The organism is Citrobacter sp. JUb117 (genome assembly GCF_024809055.1).
Lineage (GTDB): Bacteria > Pseudomonadota > Gammaproteobacteria > Enterobacterales > Enterobacteriaceae > Citrobacter > Citrobacter gillenii.
Genome location: NZ_JANUFB010000012.1, coordinates 1 through 16803, shown reverse-complemented (window position 1 = coordinate 16803; position 16803 = coordinate 1). Strand labels below are relative to the sequence as shown.

At 53.2% G+C, this 16803-nt stretch carries 14 protein-coding genes and 2 tRNA genes; 5 read left to right on the top strand and 11 right to left on the bottom strand.

What is annotated here, in order from left to right; all coding sequences use genetic code 11:
• Positions 1 to 63: 63 nt before the first annotated feature.
• Complete coding sequence (gppA, locus tag M2374_RS20760) at positions 64 to 1545, top strand: guanosine-5'-triphosphate,3'-diphosphate diphosphatase (protein ID WP_115259859.1); 1482 nt, start codon at positions 64 to 66, stop codon at positions 1543 to 1545.
• Between the two features lie 47 nt (positions 1546 to 1592).
• Here gppA and rep read toward each other — a convergent pair whose 3' ends face one another.
• On the bottom strand, positions 1593 to 3614 hold the full coding sequence (gene rep, locus M2374_RS20755) for a DNA helicase Rep (protein WP_117343783.1): 2022 nt from the start codon (positions 3612 to 3614) through the stop codon (positions 1593 to 1595).
• 84 nt (positions 3615 to 3698) lie between these two features.
• Between rep and ppiC the strand changes: the two genes are divergently transcribed.
• Complete coding sequence (gene ppiC / locus M2374_RS20750) at positions 3699 to 3980, top strand: peptidylprolyl isomerase PpiC (protein WP_015960967.1); 282 nt, start codon at positions 3699 to 3701, stop codon at positions 3978 to 3980.
• Positions 3981 to 4190: 210 nt separating this feature from the next.
• Here the strand turns inward: ppiC and ilvC are convergent, their stop codons facing one another.
• Entirely contained in the window at positions 4191 to 5666 is a 1476-nt protein-coding gene (gene ilvC, locus M2374_RS20745; protein WP_096758953.1) for a ketol-acid reductoisomerase, read from the bottom strand.
• Between the two features lie 151 nt (positions 5667 to 5817).
• Between ilvC and ilvY the strand changes: the two genes are divergently transcribed.
• Positions 5818 to 6708 carry an HTH-type transcriptional activator IlvY gene (ilvY, locus tag M2374_RS20740; RefSeq protein ID WP_115259861.1) on the top strand — a complete coding sequence of 297 codons (891 nt, stop codon included), beginning with the start codon at positions 5818 to 5820 and terminating at the stop codon, positions 6706 to 6708.
• Between the two features lie 32 nt (positions 6709 to 6740).
• Here the strand turns inward: ilvY and ilvA are convergent, their stop codons facing one another.
• The 6 genes from ilvA to ilvL form a co-directional block, all read right to left on the bottom strand.
• Positions 6741 to 8285: a threonine ammonia-lyase, biosynthetic gene (gene ilvA, locus M2374_RS20735; protein WP_096758955.1), complete on the bottom strand. Its 1545-nt coding sequence runs from the start codon at positions 8283 to 8285 to the stop codon at positions 6741 to 6743.
• Positions 8286 to 8289: 4 nt separating this feature from the next.
• Positions 8290 to 10140, bottom strand: coding sequence for a dihydroxy-acid dehydratase (gene ilvD / locus M2374_RS20730; protein ID WP_115259863.1), 1851 nt, complete (start codon positions 10138 to 10140; stop codon positions 8290 to 8292).
• A 61-nt stretch (positions 10141 to 10201) separates the two neighbouring features.
• Positions 10202 to 11131, bottom strand: a complete 930-nt coding sequence (locus M2374_RS20725) for a branched-chain amino acid transaminase (RefSeq protein WP_096758957.1) — start codon at positions 11129 to 11131, stop codon at positions 10202 to 10204.
• 17 nt (positions 11132 to 11148) lie between these two features.
• Positions 11149 to 11412 (bottom strand): acetolactate synthase 2 small subunit, encoded by a 264-nt coding sequence (ilvM, locus tag M2374_RS20720; RefSeq protein WP_096758958.1) that lies wholly within the window; start codon positions 11410 to 11412, stop codon positions 11149 to 11151.
• Positions 11409 to 13055, bottom strand: coding sequence for an acetolactate synthase 2 catalytic subunit (ilvG, locus tag M2374_RS20715; protein WP_181688606.1), 1647 nt, complete (start codon positions 13053 to 13055; stop codon positions 11409 to 11411). The genes ilvM and ilvG overlap by 4 nt, the downstream gene beginning before the upstream one ends.
• A 139-nt stretch (positions 13056 to 13194) precedes the next feature.
• Positions 13195 to 13293 (bottom strand): ilv operon leader peptide, encoded by a 99-nt coding sequence (ilvL, locus tag M2374_RS20710; RefSeq protein WP_001311244.1) that lies wholly within the window; start codon positions 13291 to 13293, stop codon positions 13195 to 13197.
• A gap of 353 nt (positions 13294 to 13646) precedes the next feature.
• Between ilvL and M2374_RS20705 the strand changes: the two genes are divergently transcribed.
• Complete coding sequence (locus M2374_RS20705) at positions 13647 to 15167, top strand: YifB family Mg chelatase-like AAA ATPase (protein ID WP_115259865.1); 1521 nt, start codon at positions 13647 to 13649, stop codon at positions 15165 to 15167.
• Between the two features lie 25 nt (positions 15168 to 15192).
• On the opposite strand, the gene maoP is transcribed toward M2374_RS20705, so the two are convergent.
• Positions 15193 to 15531, bottom strand: a complete 339-nt coding sequence (gene maoP, locus M2374_RS20700; protein WP_096758961.1) for a macrodomain Ori organization protein MaoP — start codon at positions 15529 to 15531, stop codon at positions 15193 to 15195.
• 118 nt (positions 15532 to 15649) lie between these two features.
• On the opposite strand from maoP, the gene hdfR reads away from it, so the two are divergent.
• Positions 15650 to 16483: an HTH-type transcriptional regulator HdfR gene (gene hdfR, locus M2374_RS20695; protein ID WP_117343779.1), complete on the top strand. Its 834-nt coding sequence runs from the start codon at positions 15650 to 15652 to the stop codon at positions 16481 to 16483.
• 103 nt (positions 16484 to 16586) lie between these two features.
• Here hdfR and M2374_RS20690 read toward each other — a convergent pair.
• Both M2374_RS20690 and M2374_RS20685 read right to left on the bottom strand, forming a co-directional pair.
• Positions 16587 to 16662, bottom strand: a tRNA-Trp gene (locus tag M2374_RS20690).
• A gap of 52 nt (positions 16663 to 16714) precedes the next feature.
• Positions 16715 to 16791: transfer RNA gene (locus tag M2374_RS20685), tRNA-Asp, on the bottom strand.
• Positions 16792 to 16803 lie beyond the last annotated feature (12 nt).

Genomic DNA, 16803 nt, shown 5'->3' with positions numbered 1-16803 from the left:
CAGCCTGTATCAAGGCGGTGAGAAAACGCAGCCAACACAGATACAGGTTGAAGGATGAAGTGTATGAATTCTACCTCGTTGTATGCAGCAATCGATCTCGGCTCCAATAGTTTTCATATGCTGGTTGTACGCGAGGTAGCGGGAAGCATCCAGACGCTCACGCGGATTAAACGCAAAGTGCGTCTGGCCGCTGGCCTGAATAGTGATAATGCGCTCTCTGCTGAAGCCATGGAGCGCGGTTGGCAGTGTCTACGGCTGTTTGCAGAGCGCCTGCAGGATATTCCTCAGCCACAAATTCGCGTGGTTGCCACGGCAACACTGCGTATCGCCACCAATGCCGACATTTTTATTGCCAAAGCGCAAGAGATCCTCGGCTGTGCCGTTCAGGTTATTAGCGGTGAAGAAGAAGCCCGGCTGATTTATCAGGGGGTTGCCCACACCACCGGCGGTGCCGATCAGCGTCTGGTCGTCGATATCGGCGGAGCCAGTACCGAACTGGTCACCGGCTCAGGTGCACAAACCACCTCCTTGTTTAGCCTGTCAATGGGCTGCGTCACGTGGCTCGAACGGTACTTTACCGATCGAAATCTGGCGCAGGAAAACTTTGACGAGGCAGAGAAGGCGGCGCGTGAAGTCTTGCGTCCTGTCGCTGACAATCTACGTTTTCACGGCTGGAAAGTGTGTGTCGGGGCTTCTGGCACCGTACAGGCACTGCAGGAAATCATGATGGCGCAGGGCATGGACGAGCGCATTACGCTGGCAAAACTTCAGCAATTAAAGCAGCGCGCCATTCATTGCGGACGTCTTGAAGAGCTGGAAATCGAAGGGTTAACGCTGGAACGTGCGCTGGTGTTCCCCAGCGGACTGGCAATCCTGATCGCCATTTTCACTGAGCTCAATATCCAGTGTATGACCCTTGCTGGCGGCGCATTACGTGAAGGTTTGGTCTATGGCATGCTGCATCTGGCCGTGGACCAGGACATTCGCAGTCGCACGTTGAGAAATATTCAGCGTCGATTTATGGTCGATACCGATCAGGCGCATCGTGTCGCTAACCTGGCAAGTAAGTTCCTCGATCAAGTAGATAAAAAGTGGCATTTGGAAGCTATCAGCCGCGAACTACTGATTAGTGCCTGTCAGTTGCATGAAATTGGACTTAGCGTCGATTTTAAGCAAGCGCCGCAGCATGCGGCCTATCTGGTGCGCAATCTCGATCTTCCGGGATTTACCCCCGCACAGAAAAAACTGTTAGCCACGCTGTTACTCAACCAAACCAACCCGGTCGATCTCTCTTCGCTCCACCAGCAAAACGCGGTGCCGCCGCGTATTGCGGAACATCTTTGCCGTTTGCTCCGTCTGGCGATCATTTTTGCCAGCCGTCGCCGGGACGATTTAGTTCCGGAAATTCATCTCGAAGCAAAGAATGAACATCTTACGATAACGCTGCCTGAAGGCTGGCTGGTGCATCATCCGCTGGGTAAAGAGCTTATCGATCAGGAAAGCCAGTGGCAAAGCTATGTCCATTGGCCTTTAGAAGTGCACTAACCCTCAAGTATTGCCGGATAGCCTACGCTTATCCGGCCTACAAAAACCTACTTCTCTTTTGCTTTCGCCATCATTGCCCGAATATTCGCGATGCTGGCTTGCCCTTTCTGCATCCGCTCCTCAGCGCTGACCACTTTTCGCTCCTGCTCCCAGATAATATCGTCCTGCGGTAATTCCAGCAGAAAACGACTCGGCTCCGGGCGCACCAGTTCACCGTACTGACGACGCTCTTTACACAGTGTAAAAATCAGTTCTTTCTGCGCGCGAGTGATGCCAACATAGGCCAGACGACGTTCTTCATCGATGTTATCTTCATCAATGCTGCTCTGATGTGGCAAAAATCCTTCTTCCATGCCCACCATAAACACGTACGGGAACTCCAGTCCTTTGGAGGCATGTAACGTCATGAGTTGTACCTGATCCAACTCTTCTTCACTCTCGCCACGTTCCATCATGTCGCGCAGGGTAAAGCGGGTAACAACCTGGGTCAGCGTCATCGGTTCATCAATATCACTACCCTCCAGCATTTCCGTCATCCAACTGAAGAGTGTATTGACGTTTTTCATACGCATTTCGGCAGCTTTCGGGCTGGGTGAGGTTTCATAGAGCCACGATTCGTAGTCAATGCCGTGGATCAGATCGCGCACAGCCGCAATCGGGTCACGCTCGGCCAGGCGCTGAATTTCACCCAACCACTGTGTAAAGCGGGTCAGCGACTCATAGCCACGCCCGGTTAGCGTCTGGCTAAGCCCCATATCAAAGCTGGCGGTGAACAAGCTTTTATTACGCGTCATCGCCCACTCGCCCAGTTTTTGCAGCGTCGCTGGACCAATTTCACGTTTTGGCGTATTCACAATACGCAGAAATGCGCTGTCATCATCCGGGTTACTCAGTACCCGCAGATAGGCCAGCAGATCTTTAATCTCCGGACGGGAGAAAAACGACGTGCCGCCAGAAATTTTGTACGGGATGCGGTTCTGCATCAGGAATTTTTCGAACACCCGCGACTGATGATTACCGCGGTACAGAATCGCGTAATCTTTATACTGCGTCTTGTTAACAAAGTGGTGGGCAATCAGTTCGCCGGTCACGCGCTCTGCTTCATGTTCTTCGTTATTGGCGCTTAATACCTTAAGTTCGACACCGTAACCCAGCTCAGAAAAAAGTCGTTTTTCAAAAACATGTGGGTTGTTGGCAATGAGGATGTTTGCCGCTTTCAGGATACGTCCGGAAGAACGGTAGTTCTGTTCCAGCTTAACCACCTGCAACGCCGGGAAATCTTTGCTCAGCAGCACCAGGTTTTGCGGACGTGCACCGCGCCAGGAATAGATAGACTGGTCGTCATCGCCCACCACGGTAAAACGCGCACGGCTACCCACAAGCAGTTTTACCAGCTCGTACTGGCTGGTGTTGGTATCCTGATATTCATCCACCAGCAGATAACGAATCTTGTTCTGCCAGCGTTCACGGACCTCTTCATTGCGCTGAAGCAGCAGCGTAGGCAGCAAAATCAGATCGTCAAAATCGAGGACGTTACACGCTTTCATGTGCGCGTCGTACAAACCGTAGCAGTGGGCAAAAATACGATCGCGCTCGCCTTTGGCGCTGGCTGCCGCCTGTGAAGGCGTCATCAGATCGTTTTTCCAGTTGGAGATCGTCGAGATCAGCTGTTGGAGGATCAACTTATCGTCTTCGATGAGCCCTTCGGTCAACTCCTTCAGCAACGCCACCTGGTCGGTGTCATCGAACAATGAAAAGTTCGACTTCATGCCCAGCGCTGCGTATTCACGCTTGATAATGTCCAGCCCCAGGGTGTGGAAGGTGGAGATCATCAGCCCGCGCGCCTCTTTACGGCCCAACGTCTGCGCCACACGCTCTTTCATCTCACGCGCGGCCTTGTTGGTAAAGGTCACCGCCGCAATATGCCGTGCCTGATAGCCGCAAACGCGGATTAGGTGCGCAATTTTGTTGGTGATCACGCGGGTTTTGCCGGAGCCAGCACCCGCCAGCACCAGGCAGGGTCCGGTGACGAATTCGACGGCTTGTTGTTGTCCGGGGTTTAAACGCATAAAGATCACTCAATGAAAGTCGGGAGGGGAGATTTAGAGCATGGTAGTATAGCCAGCCTCAACCACCCCACTCAAGGCACGATCATGGCAAAAACAGCAGCAGCACTGCATATCCTTGTTAAAGAAGAGAAACTGGCACTGGATCTTCTGGAGCAAATTAAAAATGGTGCCGACTTCGAGAAGCTGGCGAAGAAACACTCCACCTGCCCGTCAGGTAAGAAAGGCGGCCATCTGGGTGAATTCCGTCAGGGCCAGATGGTTCCGGCGTTTGATAAAGTGGTCTTCTCCTGCCCGGTGCTGGAGCCAACAGGCCCGCTGCACACCCAGTTCGGTTACCACATCATTAAAGTGCTGTACCGCAACTAATAGAAAGCCCGGAGTATAAACCTCCGGGCTTTTTTGCCTGATGACGCTTCGCTTATCAGGCCTACTAAATTCTATAAATATGACATTCTTCTATGCATTTCGTCTTAGCGGAAGGCGGCAAGGAAGTTCATCTCCAGTCACATAGATAACTATGTGACTGGGGTGTACGAATGTAGCCAACGCATCAACAAGTTGAAAGACGACGGGGAGTTAGCCTGCGACAGCGATACGCTTCATGTCAGTCATGTAGCCGCGCAGTTTCTGGCCAACTTCTTCAATCGCATGGCTACGAATAGCATCGTTGACGTCACGCAGCTGAGCATTATCTACCGCACCTTCAGCAATGGCTTTGCCCAGGTCACCAGTTTGCAGCGTGGTCATGAACTCTTTCAGCAGCGGTACGCAAGCGTAAGAGAACAGGTAGTTACCGTACTCAGCGGTATCGGAGATTACCACGTTCATTTCATACAGACGCTTACGGGCGATAGTGTTGGCAATCAGCGGCAGCTCATGCAGTGATTCGTAGTAAGCCGACTCTTCGATGATGCCGGAATCCACCATGGTTTCGAATGCCAGCTCAACGCCCGCTTTCACCATCGCGATCATCAGAACGCCTTTATCGAAGTACTCCTGCTCGCCGATTTTACCGTCGAACTGGGCAGCGGTTTCGAACGCGGTTTTACCGGTCTCTTCACGCCAGGTCAGCAGTTTCTTATCGTCGTTAGCCCAGTCAGCCATCATGCCGGAAGAGAATTCGCCGGAGATGATGTCGTCCATATGTTTCTGGAACAGCGGCGCCATGATTTCTTTCAGCTGTTCGGACAGCGCGTAAGCACGCAGCTTAGCTGGGTTAGACAGACGGTCCATCATCAGGGTGATGCCGCCCTGCTTCAGCGCTTCGGTGATGGTTTCCCAGCCGAACTGAATCAGTTTTTCCGCGTATGCCGGATCAGTTCCTTCTTCCACCAGCTTGTCGAAGCACAGCAGAGAACCGGCCTGCAGCATACCGCACAGGATAGTCTGCTCGCCCATCAGGTCAGATTTCACTTCCGCGACGAAAGAGGATTCCAGCACACCCGCACGGTGACCGCCGGTTGCGGCTGCCCAGGCTTTAGCAATTGCCATGCCTTCGCCTTTCGGATCGTTTTCCGGGTGAACCGCGATAAGCGTCGGTACGCCGAAACCGCGTTTGTACTCTTCACGCACTTCGGTACCCGGGCACTTCGGCGCAACCATCACGACGGTAATGTCTTTACGGATCTGTTCGCCCACTTCCACGATGTTGAAACCGTGGGAATAGCCCAGCGCAGCGCCGTCTTTCATCAGCGGCTGTACGGAACGCACCACGTCGGAGTGCTGTTTGTCTGGCGTCAGGTTAACCACCAGGTCAGCCTGCGGAACCAGCTCTTCGTAGGTACCGACTTTAAAGCCGTTTTCGGTCGCTTTACGCCATGAGGCGCGCTTCTCAGCAATCGCCTCTTTACGCAGTGCGTAGGCGATATCCAGACCGGAGTCACGCATGTTCAGGCCTTGGTTCAGACCCTGAGCGCCACAGCCGATGATGACCACTTTTTTACCCTGAAGGTAGCTCGCGCCATCGGCGAATTCATCGCGGCCCATAAAGCGACATTTACCCAGCTGTGCCAGCTGCTGGCGCAGGTTCAGTGTATTAAAGTAGTTAGCCATGATGGTGTACTCCGTGATGTTGTGTGTCTTATTGTTCGGTTCGCTTTTGCGAGAATGAACCCACTATATGACAGGAAATTTATTGCGGAAATTGATATATTCACAACGTCACGTTGCAATTTATGCAATGTAAAATCGAGGAGTACGAGCCGTGGATTTACGCGATCTAAAAACCTTCCTGCACCTGGCGGAAAGCCGCCACTTTGGCCGCAGCGCGCGGGCGATGCACGTCAGCCCCTCTACGCTTTCCCGGCAAATTCAACGGCTGGAAGAGGATCTTGGCCAGGCACTGTTCGTGCGGGATAACCGCACGGTCACGCTGACCGAAGCGGGCGAAGAGCTGCGCATTTTTGCCCAGCAGACGTTATTGCAGTATCAGCAACTGCGCCACACCCTCGATCAGCAGGGACCCTCGCTGTCGGGCGAGCTGCATATCTTCTGTTCGGTCACCGCCGCCTACAGCCATCTGCCGCCAATCCTTGATCGCTTTCGCGCAGAACACCCGTCGGTCGAAATTAAACTGTCTACCGGCGATGCCGCCGATGCGATGGAAAAAGTGGTCACCGGAGAAGCGGATCTGGCAATAGCCGGGAAACCGGAAACCCTGCCTGGTGCGGTGGCATTCTCAATGCTGGAAAATCTGGCGGTGGTGTTAATTGCTCCGGCATTGCCGTGCCCGGTACGCAATCAGGTGTCCATCGATGATCCCGACTGGTCCACTGTGCCGTTTATCATGGCCGACCAGGGCCCGGTACGCCGCCGCATTGAGCTGTGGTTCCGCCGTCATAAAATCAGTAATCCATCAATCTATGCCACGGTCGGCGGTCACGAGGCGATGGTCTCGATGGTGGCGCTGGGCTGCGGCGTGGCGCTGCTGCCGGAAGTAGTGCTGGAAAACAGTCCGGAGCCGGTGCGTAACCGCGTGATGATTTTAGAACGTAGCGACGAGAAAACGCCGTTTGAGCTGGGCGTTTGCGTACAAAAAAAGCGGCTGCATGAGCCGCTGATTGAGGCATTCTGGAGCTTGCTGCCTGGCCACTAATGCCGGATGGCGGCACAAGCGCCTTATCCGGCCTACCCTGCCAGAAAGAACCTGAACGCCGGGTTATGACTCTCATCATGGCAGTCGTAGCCCAGTTCGTTGATCCGCGTTTCAAAATCCGGCTCATGATCGCCCAATTCAAACGCCGCCAGCACGCGACCATAGTCGGTGCCGTGACTGCGATAATGGAACAACGAGATATTCCAGTGGGTCCCTAAGGTATGCAGGAATTTCAGCAGCGCCCCTGGCGACTCGGGGAACTCAAAGCTGTAAAGACGTTCCTGTAGCGGTTTCGATGGGCGTCCACCGACCATATAGCGCACGTGTAGCTTGGCCATTTCATCATCGGACAGATCCACCACGCTGTAACCGCCGTCGCTAAGCAACTGGAGGATTTCTTTGCGCTCTTCCAGACCGCGGCTCAGGCGTACGCCGACAAAAATGCAGGCATCTTTCGCATCGGCAAACCGGTAGTTAAATTCGGTCACCGAACGTCCACCCAACAGCTGGCAGAATTTCAGGAAACTCCCCTTTTCTTCCGGGATGGTCACCGCCAGCAGCGCTTCACGTTGTTCACCCAGCTCGCAGCGTTCAGACACATAGCGCAGGCCGTGGAAATTGACGTTGGCACCGGACAGCACGTGCGCCAGACGTTCACCACGAATATTGTGCTGGGCGATGTATTTTTTCATCCCCGCCAGCGCCAGTGCGCCAGACGGCTCCGCCACCGCACGCACGTCTTCGAACAAGTCTTTCATCGCCGCGCAGATTGCATCGCTATCAACGGTGATAATGTCGTCGAGGTATTCCTGACACAGGCGGAAGGTTTCATCACCGATGCGTTTCACCGCCACGCCTTCAGCAAACAGGCCTACGCGCGGCAGATCGACCGGGTGGCCCGCATCCAGTGCCGCCTTCAGGCAGGCTGAGTCTTCGGCTTCCACGGCAATAACTTTGATTTGTGGCATCAGCTGTTTAATCAGCACCGCCACACCCGCCGCCAGACCGCCGCCGCCAACCGGAACAAATATCCGATCGAGATGCGCATCCTGCTGCAGCAGCTCAAGCGCCAGTGTGCCCTGCCCGGCAATCACCATCGGGTGATCGAATGGCGGAACCCAAGTGAAACCTTGTTGCTGTGCCAGTTCAATCGCTTTGGCTTTCGCTTCATCAAAATTGGCACCGTGCAGCAGCACTTCGCCACCGAAACTGCGAACGGCATCGACTTTGATATCCGCGGTAGCCGTTGGCATGACGATCAGCGCCTTCACCCCAAGGCGCGCAGAGGAGAAGGCCACGCCCTGAGCATGGTTTCCTGCCGACGCGGTGATCACGCCCTGCGCTTTTTGCGCTTCAGTCAGGCCCGCCATCATCGCGTAGGCCCCGCGCAGCTTGAAACTGTGTACCGGCTGTCGGTCTTCGCGCTTCACCAGGACCACGTTATCGAGGCGCGAAGAGAGTTTTTCCATTTTTTGCAGCGGCGTAACCTGCACCGCTTCATAGACCGGCGCACGCAGCACCGCCCTGAGATATTCTGCCCCCTCAGGGGAGCCGGACAGGGGTTGTGAATCAGCCATGGTATTAGCCCCCCAGCTTCGATTTATCGCGCACCGCGCCTTTGTCAGCGCTGGTTGCCAGGCTGGCATAGGCACGCAGCGCGAAGGAGACCTGACGCTGGCGATCTTTTGGCGTCCAGGCTTTGTCACCGCGAGCATCCTGCGCTTCACGACGGGCCGCGATCTCCGCATCGCTCAACAACAGCTCAATGCCACGATTCGGGATATCAATCGCAATCATGTCGCCATCTTCAATAATCGCGATGTTACCGCCGCTCGCCGCTTCCGGAGAAACGTGACCGATAGACAGACCTGACGTCCCGCCGGAGAAACGACCGTCGGTGATCAAGGCACAGGCTTTACCCAGCCCCATGGATTTCAGGAAGGTAGTTGGGTAGAGCATTTCCTGCATCCCTGGTCCGCCTTTCGGTCCTTCATAGCGAATCACCACCACATCACCAGCAACCACTTTGCCACCGAGGATAGCTTCAACGGCATCATCCTGACTTTCGTAGACTTTCGCCGGGCCGGTGAATTTCAGGATACTGTCATCCACGCCTGCGGTTTTCACGATACAGCCGTTTTCCGCAAAGTTACCGTACAGTACCGCCAGACCGCCGTCTTTGCTGTAAGCGTGTTCCAGCGAGCGAATACAGCCTTCAGCGCGATCGTCATCCAGCGTGTCCCAGCGACAATCCTGCGAGAACGCCTGGGTGGTACGAACGCCAGCCGGGCCGGCGCGGAACATGTTTTTCACCGCCTCATCCTGGGTCAGCATGACATCATAGCGATCCAGGGTTTGTGGCAGGGTCAACCCCAGCACGTTTTTCACATCACGATTCAATAACTCGGCACGATCCAACTCGCCTAAAATCCCCAGCACACCGCCCGCGCGGTGAACATCTTCCATATGGTATTTCTGGGTGCTCGGCGCGACTTTACACAGCTGCGGCACTTTGCGGGACAGCTTGTCGATATCACTCATGGTGAAGTCGATTTCGGCTTCCTGTGCAGCCGCCAGCAGGTGCAGAACGGTGTTCGTGGACCCCCCCATGGCGATATCCAGGGTCATGGCATTTTCAAACGCCGCCTTGTTGGCAATATTGCGCGGCAGCGCAGAATCATCATTCTGTTCGTAATAGCGTTTGGTCAGCTCAACGATACGTGAACCCGCATTGAGGAACAGCTGTTTACGATCGGCGTGGGTGGCCAGCAGCGAACCGTTACCCGGCTGCGACAGGCCCAGCGCTTCAGTCAGGCAGTTCATCGAGTTAGCGGTGAACATCCCCGAACAGGAACCACAGGTCGGACAGGCGGAGCGCTCAATCTGATCGCTTTGCGAATCAGAGACTTTCGGGTCCGCACCCTGAATCATCGCATCCACCAGATCGAGTTTGATTATCTGATCTGAGAGTTTGGTTTTACCGGCTTCCATCGGGCCACCGGACACAAAGATCACCGGGATGTTCAGGCGCAGGGAAGCCATTAACATCCCCGGGGTGATTTTGTCGCAGTTAGAGATACAGACCATCGCATCGGCGCAGTGGGCGTTCACCATGTACTCCACCGAATCGGCGATCAGCTCACGTGACGGCAGGGAATACAGCATGCCCCCGTGGCCCATGGCGATACCGTCATCCACGGCGATAGTATTAAACTCTTTGGCTACGCCGCCGGAGGCTTCGATCTGTTCGGCAACCAGCTTACCGAGATCGCGCAGATGCACGTGGCCCGGCACGAACTGGGTAAACGAGTTTACGACGGCGATAATCGGCTTACCGAAGTCATCGTCAGTCATCCCGGTGGCGCGCCACAGCGCGCGGGCTCCCGCCATATTGCGGCCATGTGTTGTTGTGGCGGAACGATACTTAGGCATGCTTTATTTACTCCCGTCTGACTATTTAAATGGGACGGTGCGTGCCGTCCCAAATTTATACTTAGTGATTAACCTGATCCAACCAGCCGTATTTATCTTCCGTTTCACCGGTGAAGAGGCCAAAGAAGGCCTGCTGAATGCGCTTAGTGACCGGGCCACAACGGCCTTCACCCACCTGGATACCGTCAACGCTGCGCACCGGGGTAATTTCTGCCGCCGTACCGGACATGAACACTTCATCGGCCAGATACAACGACTCGCGAGACAGCACCTGTTCACGCACTTCGATATCGAGGTCTTTCGCCAGTTTGATAATCGCATCACGTGTGATGCCCGGCAGCGCGGAAGAGGTAAACGGTGGAGTAAACAGAATGCCGTCTTTAACTTCAAACAGGTTTTCACCCGCGCCTTCGGAGATGTAGCCGTTCACATCCAGCGCAATACCTTCCTGATAACCATGACGACGCGCTTCGCTACCCACCAGCAGTGAAGACAGGTAGTTACCACCCGCCTTGGCGGCGGTAGGAATGGTGTTGGGTGCGACACGGTTCCAGGAAGAAACCATCGCGTCGATCCCCTGATCCAGGGCATCAGCACCCAGGTAAGCCCCCCACGGGAACGCAGCAATGATCACATCCGTGGTGTATCCCGCCGGTGGGTTAACGCCCATGCCGACATCGCCAACAAACACCAGCGGGCGGATGTACGCACTGGTCAGGTTATTTTTACGGATCACCGCACGGCAAGCTTCCATCAACTCATCAACGCTCTGAGAAACCGGAAAACGATAAATTTTGGCTGAATCACGCAGACGCTGCATGTGCTCGCGATGACGGAACACCACCGGCCCTTTGTGAGAATCATAGCAACGGATACCTTCAAATACTGATGTACCGTAGTGCAGCGCATGGGACATCACGTGAACCTTCGCGTCTTCCCAACGAATCATCTCGCCATTAGACCAAATGAAATCAGCTTTTTTCGTCGTCATTTCTCTTCCTTTTGCGCTCAGGCGCGAATTTGTTGTGATGTGGTTGTGCTCTGGCAGATAGCAACATGTGCAACATCGACCAGTTTACTTAACTGACTAAACAGTAAGTCGACCGACCGTGGGCTGGCAACGGTCAATTCAATATTTATATTCTGCGCATCGCTGGCAGCATTCATATTCATGGAGCACACCTGAAAACCACGATGGCGTACCACGCGCAAAACACGTTCTAACGTTTCCGGATTGAAACGAGCCTCAACGGCGACCTGATGTTGCATCATAATGATTTCTCCAGCATTTCTGAGTTACTGGCACCAGGAGGTACCAGAGGCCAGACATTCTCAAGTTCGTCGATTGAGACATGAAGCAGGTATGGCCCATTACTGTTCAGCATGGTGTCGAGAGCCGCTTCAACCTGGTCTTTACGGGTGATGTGTTGGCCAGGGATGCCGAAGGCGCCGGCCAACATAAGGAAATCGGGATTATCGGTCAGGGTAGTTTCGCTATAGCGTTCCTGGAAAAACAGCTGCTGCCATTGTCGCACCATGCCTAACCGCTGGTTGTCGAGTAAGACGATTTTCAGCGGCAACTGCTTGCGTTTTACGGTGCCCAGCTCCTGCACATTCATCATGAAGGAGCCATCACCGGAGATACAGATGACCGTATCATTCGGACGGGCCACCTGCGCCCCCACTGCTGCAGGTAAGCCAAAGCCCATCGTCCCTAGGCCGCTGGAGGTGATGAAGTTCTCCGGGCGAGTGTAGGTCATGTGTTGTGCTGACCACATCTGATGCTGACCAACATCCGTCGTCACCACGCTATCCTTATGTTTCCTTTCGGACAGCTGTTTTAACAACAGCGGAGCGTAAATAGCCTCCCCCGGATGATCATAGCGCCAGGCATGTTCTGCACGCATGTCGGCGGCATACTGGCACCATTCGTTGATGGCCAGCGGTTGTTGCAATGCAGGTAACAGCGTATTTAAATCGCCTTGCAGCGCAACGTGTGCCAGGCGCAGTTTGTTCATCTCGGCCGGATCGATATCCATGTGGATCACGCTGGCATTGGGGGCGAAAGTGTTCAGCTTGCCAGTCACCCGGTCATCAAAACGCGCACCGACGGCGATCAGCAAATCGCACTCCTGCACCGCAAAGTTTGCCGCTTTGGTGCCATGCATGCCCAGCATACCCAGATAGTACGGGTAATCTGCATCCACAGCGCCAAGGCCTTTCAACGTACAAACCACCGGCACATGCGTTGCGGCAATAAACTCACGCAGCGCTGGAACTGCCTGCGCCATCCCTACGCCACCACCTACGTACAGTACGGGTTTCTGTGCCTTCGCCAACATCTTGCGGGCTTGTTCAATCTCAGCATGTGGGAAAGCTACTGCGTTTTCGACGGTGGTGAAATAGGGCTCCAGCGTACCGCTGGCTAACTGAATGTCTTTCGGGATATCAACCAGAACCGGACCCGGACGACCAGAGTTCGCCACGTCGAAGGCCTCGGCCATGATACGCGGCAGCTCTTCCAGCGACTGCACCAGGAAACTATGTTTGGTACATGACAGCGACATGCCGAGTACATCCACTTCCTGGAACGCATCGGTGCCGATAAACGGGGAAGAGACTTGACCAGTGATCGCCACAACGGGAACGGAATCTAACAGCGCATCTGCCAGGCCGGTGATCAGATTGGTTGCACCAGGACCGGAAGTCGCGATACAGACACCGGTTTTACCGGTTGAGCGGGCATAGCCAATAGCCGCCATCGCCGCCCCCTGCTCGTGTCGACACAACAGGTGTTCTACGCCGCCGTCGTACAACGCATCGTAAACCGGCATAATTGCGCCACCGGGATAGCCAAAGACGGTTTTCACCCCTTGTGCACGCAACGCATGTACCACCCACTGTGCCCCATTCATAGTTACATCCCCGCCGTAAATCTTGAGAAACAGAATTTTATGCTAGTGTTCACTTTCTGCTCCTCGTTTAAGTTTTTAAGGTCAAAAAAAACCCCCGAACCTTTCGGTGCGGGGGTCTTAGTTCGTTAAGGCTTGTTTTTTAAGCCTTTCCTCGTCCAAGTGCAGCCCCGCACGGTGGGATAATAATCACCACCACGCTAATCACGACCAGGCTAATCACTCGTAGAAGGGCTGTCATTTTTGTATTTTCTTGCATCTTGTTCGAAGGAATACCTAAAGAGTTACCATAGAGTTTCACTATGGCACAAGATATTTCTGCATTCATTTTTCTGACACGGTTAACGGTTTCTATAAATCGCGTTGTTTTTTATACAAAAAATAGAAAATGAAAATATTTCACGTTATTCAGTAAACACGATCATGTTTTCCCTCTGCAGGCGGCACTTTGAGCGGCGCTTGTGAGCGTTGTTCCAGAGGTTACATAAAATATTAACCCTTGCATAAAAATACATGAATCAGCATCTAAAAGTATCAATCAAGCAAGATATCGTCGCCATCTATTAAGACATAATGCCTGCATCAGGAGGGGTTATGTCACTGTCGATAGTCCACACGCGCGCCGCATTAGGCGTCAATGCACCACCCATTACTATTGAAGTCCATATTAGTAATGGCTTGCCCGGTTTAACCATGGTTGGACTACCCGAAACCACCGTGAAAGAGGCTCGAGATCGAGTTCGCAGTGCGATTATTAATAGCGGGTATGAATTTCCGGCCAAGAAGATAACCATCAACCTTGCCCCGGCAGATCTGCCTAAAGAAGGAGGGAGATATGATTTACCTATCGCCATTGCGCTTCTGGCTGCGTCAGAGCAGCTTACAACACATAATCTCGATACTTATGAGTTAGTCGGTGAACTAGCGCTTACAGGTGCTCTACGTGGCGTTCCCGGAGCAATATCCAGCGCAACTGAAGCAATTCGCGCAGGTAGGCGAATTATTGTCGCAAAAGAGAACGCTGCAGAAGTGGGGCTAATACACGGCGAGGGCTGCCTGATTGCCGATCACCTGCAAGCCGTGTGCGCATTTCTCGAAGGTAAGCATGAATTAGAAAGGCCTGTTTGCGTAGAGATTCCACCTTCAGGCTCATCTGATGACCTCAGTGACGTCATCGGCCAGGAACAGGGCAAGCGAGGGCTGGAGATTACCGCTGCAGGCGGCCACAATCTCTTGCTCATCGGCCCGCCGGGTACGGGAAAAACGATGCTTGCCAGTCGCCTTCGCGGATTGTTACCACCGTTAAGTAATGATGAGGCTCTGGAAAGCGCGGCAATTCTCAGCCTGGTCAATTCCGACACCATACAAAAACAGTGGAAGCAACGCCCCTTTCGCTCACCCCATCACAGCGCGTCCTTAACCGCAATGGTAGGAGGAGGATCGATACCGGCACCGGGTGAGATTTCTCTGGCACATAACGGCATATTATTTCTGGATGAATTGCCCGAGTTTGAACGCCGTACGCTGGATGCCCTGCGTGAGCCTATTGAATCCGGACAGATTCATTTATCACGCACCCGGGCAAAAATAACCTACCCGGCACGCTTTCAATTGATAGCAGCAATGAATCCAAGCCCAACAGGGCACTATCAGGGAAACCACAACCGTTGTACCCCAGAGCAAACGCTACGTTACCTCAATCGCTTATCTGGCCCTTTTCTCGACCGCTTCGATTTGTCCCTCGAAATACCCCTTCCACCGCCCGGTATACTCAGTCAGCGAGCAGCAAAGGGAGAAGACAGTGAGACGGTGAAGAAACGGGTTATGGCAGCGCGTGAGCGCCAGTATCAGCGGCAGAATAAGTTAAATGCGCATCTGGGCAGCCAGGATATACATCAATTCTGCGTCTTACACAGGGATGACGCACGCTGGCTGGAGGAAACGTTAGCACATCTTGGATTGTCCATCCGCGCATGGCTGCGCTTGATAAAGGTCGCTCGCACAATTGCGGATATTGAGCAATGTGACCAGATCACCCGTCAACATTTACAGGAAGCCGTTGGCTATCGGGCAATAGACAGGTTGTTAATCCATTTACAGAAACTACTGGCATAAAAAAAGGGCTTTCGCCCTTTTTTTATTAATCCTCTGACTCGGTGTAATCTTCTGCACCTTCCACCTGAGGTTTGCCGCCAGACAGCGTGTGGAAACGTTTTGGACGCTTAATACGCGTCATGTATTTAGACCACACACGTTCCGCTTCGGTAACCGGCTCACGTTCACCACGGCATACCGCCACAAACAACTTCTCTTCTTCAGTTACCGGCTCACGCTTGCCCAGATCCAGCTCATTAAAGGCATAGCCGTGACGCTCAAGCAGCTGTGCCTCTTTAATGGTGAAATCACCATGACGGGAGAATCCGCGGGGATAATATTTATTGTCGAAATATCGATTAGTCGTCGTAAAGCTTTCCGCCATCCTGCACGCTCCTAATTCTTTGGCCGAGCTATTTATGGCGCGGAGTATTAGTTACGCTTGACAGAGCGTCAAACAAAAGATTTAAATCATAACGACAAATAATTTTATGGAGTGAGTTGTGGATACGGAATTGTTAAAGACTTTCCTGGAAGTTAGCCGAACGCGCCACTTTGGCCGGGCAGCTGAAGCGCTCTATTTGACCCAATCGGCGGTCAGTTTTCGCATCAGACAACTGGAAAATCAACTGGGTGTGAACCTCTTCACCCGACACAGAAACAATATCCGTTTAACCGCTGCGGGTGAAAAATTATTGCCATATGCTGAAACGCTGATGAATACGTGGCAAGCAGCACGTAAGGAGGTCGCAAATACCTCACGCCATAATGAGTTCTCTATCGGTGCCAGCGCTTCCCTTTGGGAATGCATGCTCAATAGCTGGCTGGGTCGTTTATATCAGTCGCAGGTGCCGCAAACCAGCCTGCAGTTTGAAGCCAGGATCGCGCAGCGCCAGTCGCTAGTAAAGCAACTCCATGAACGACAGCTTGATCTGCTGATTACTACTGAATCCCCAAAAATGGACGAATTTAGCAGTCAACTACTGGGGTATTTCACGCTGGCGCTCTATTGCAGCGCTCCATCACAAACAAAAGATGAACTGAATTATCTGCGTCTGGAGTGGGGACCTGATTTTCAACAACACGAAGCGGGATTAGTTGCCGGCGACGAAGTTCCTGTGCTAACCACCAGTTCTGCTGAGCTAGCAAGACAGCAACTTCCTGTACTGAAGGGTTTTAGTTGGCTTCCCGTGTGTTGGGCGAAAACAAAAAGCGATCTCCATATAGTTTCTGACAGCACGACACTTTCACGTCCGTTGTATGCGGTCTGGCTGCAAAATAGCGATAAACATACGCTTATCTGCGATCTGCTGAAAACGAACATTCTTGATGATTAAAATGGACGCTGGCAAGGATGCCAGAAACAGGAAATAAACAGTATGAAGGTGGCGTGATTTTCAGATAAAAAAAATCCTTAGCAAAAATGCTAAGGATTGTTTCTGGCAGGGGCGGAGAGACTCGAACTCGCGACACCCGGTTTTGGAGACCGGTGCTCTACCAACTGAGCTACGCCCCTATATTTCTTATCATTAAGCCTGCTAAGGTAGCAGGCTTAATTTTCTAATAAGTGGCGGAACGGACGGGACTCGAACCCGCGACCCCCTGCGTGACAGGCAGGTATTCTAACCAACTGAACTACCGCTCCACCGAATTTCTT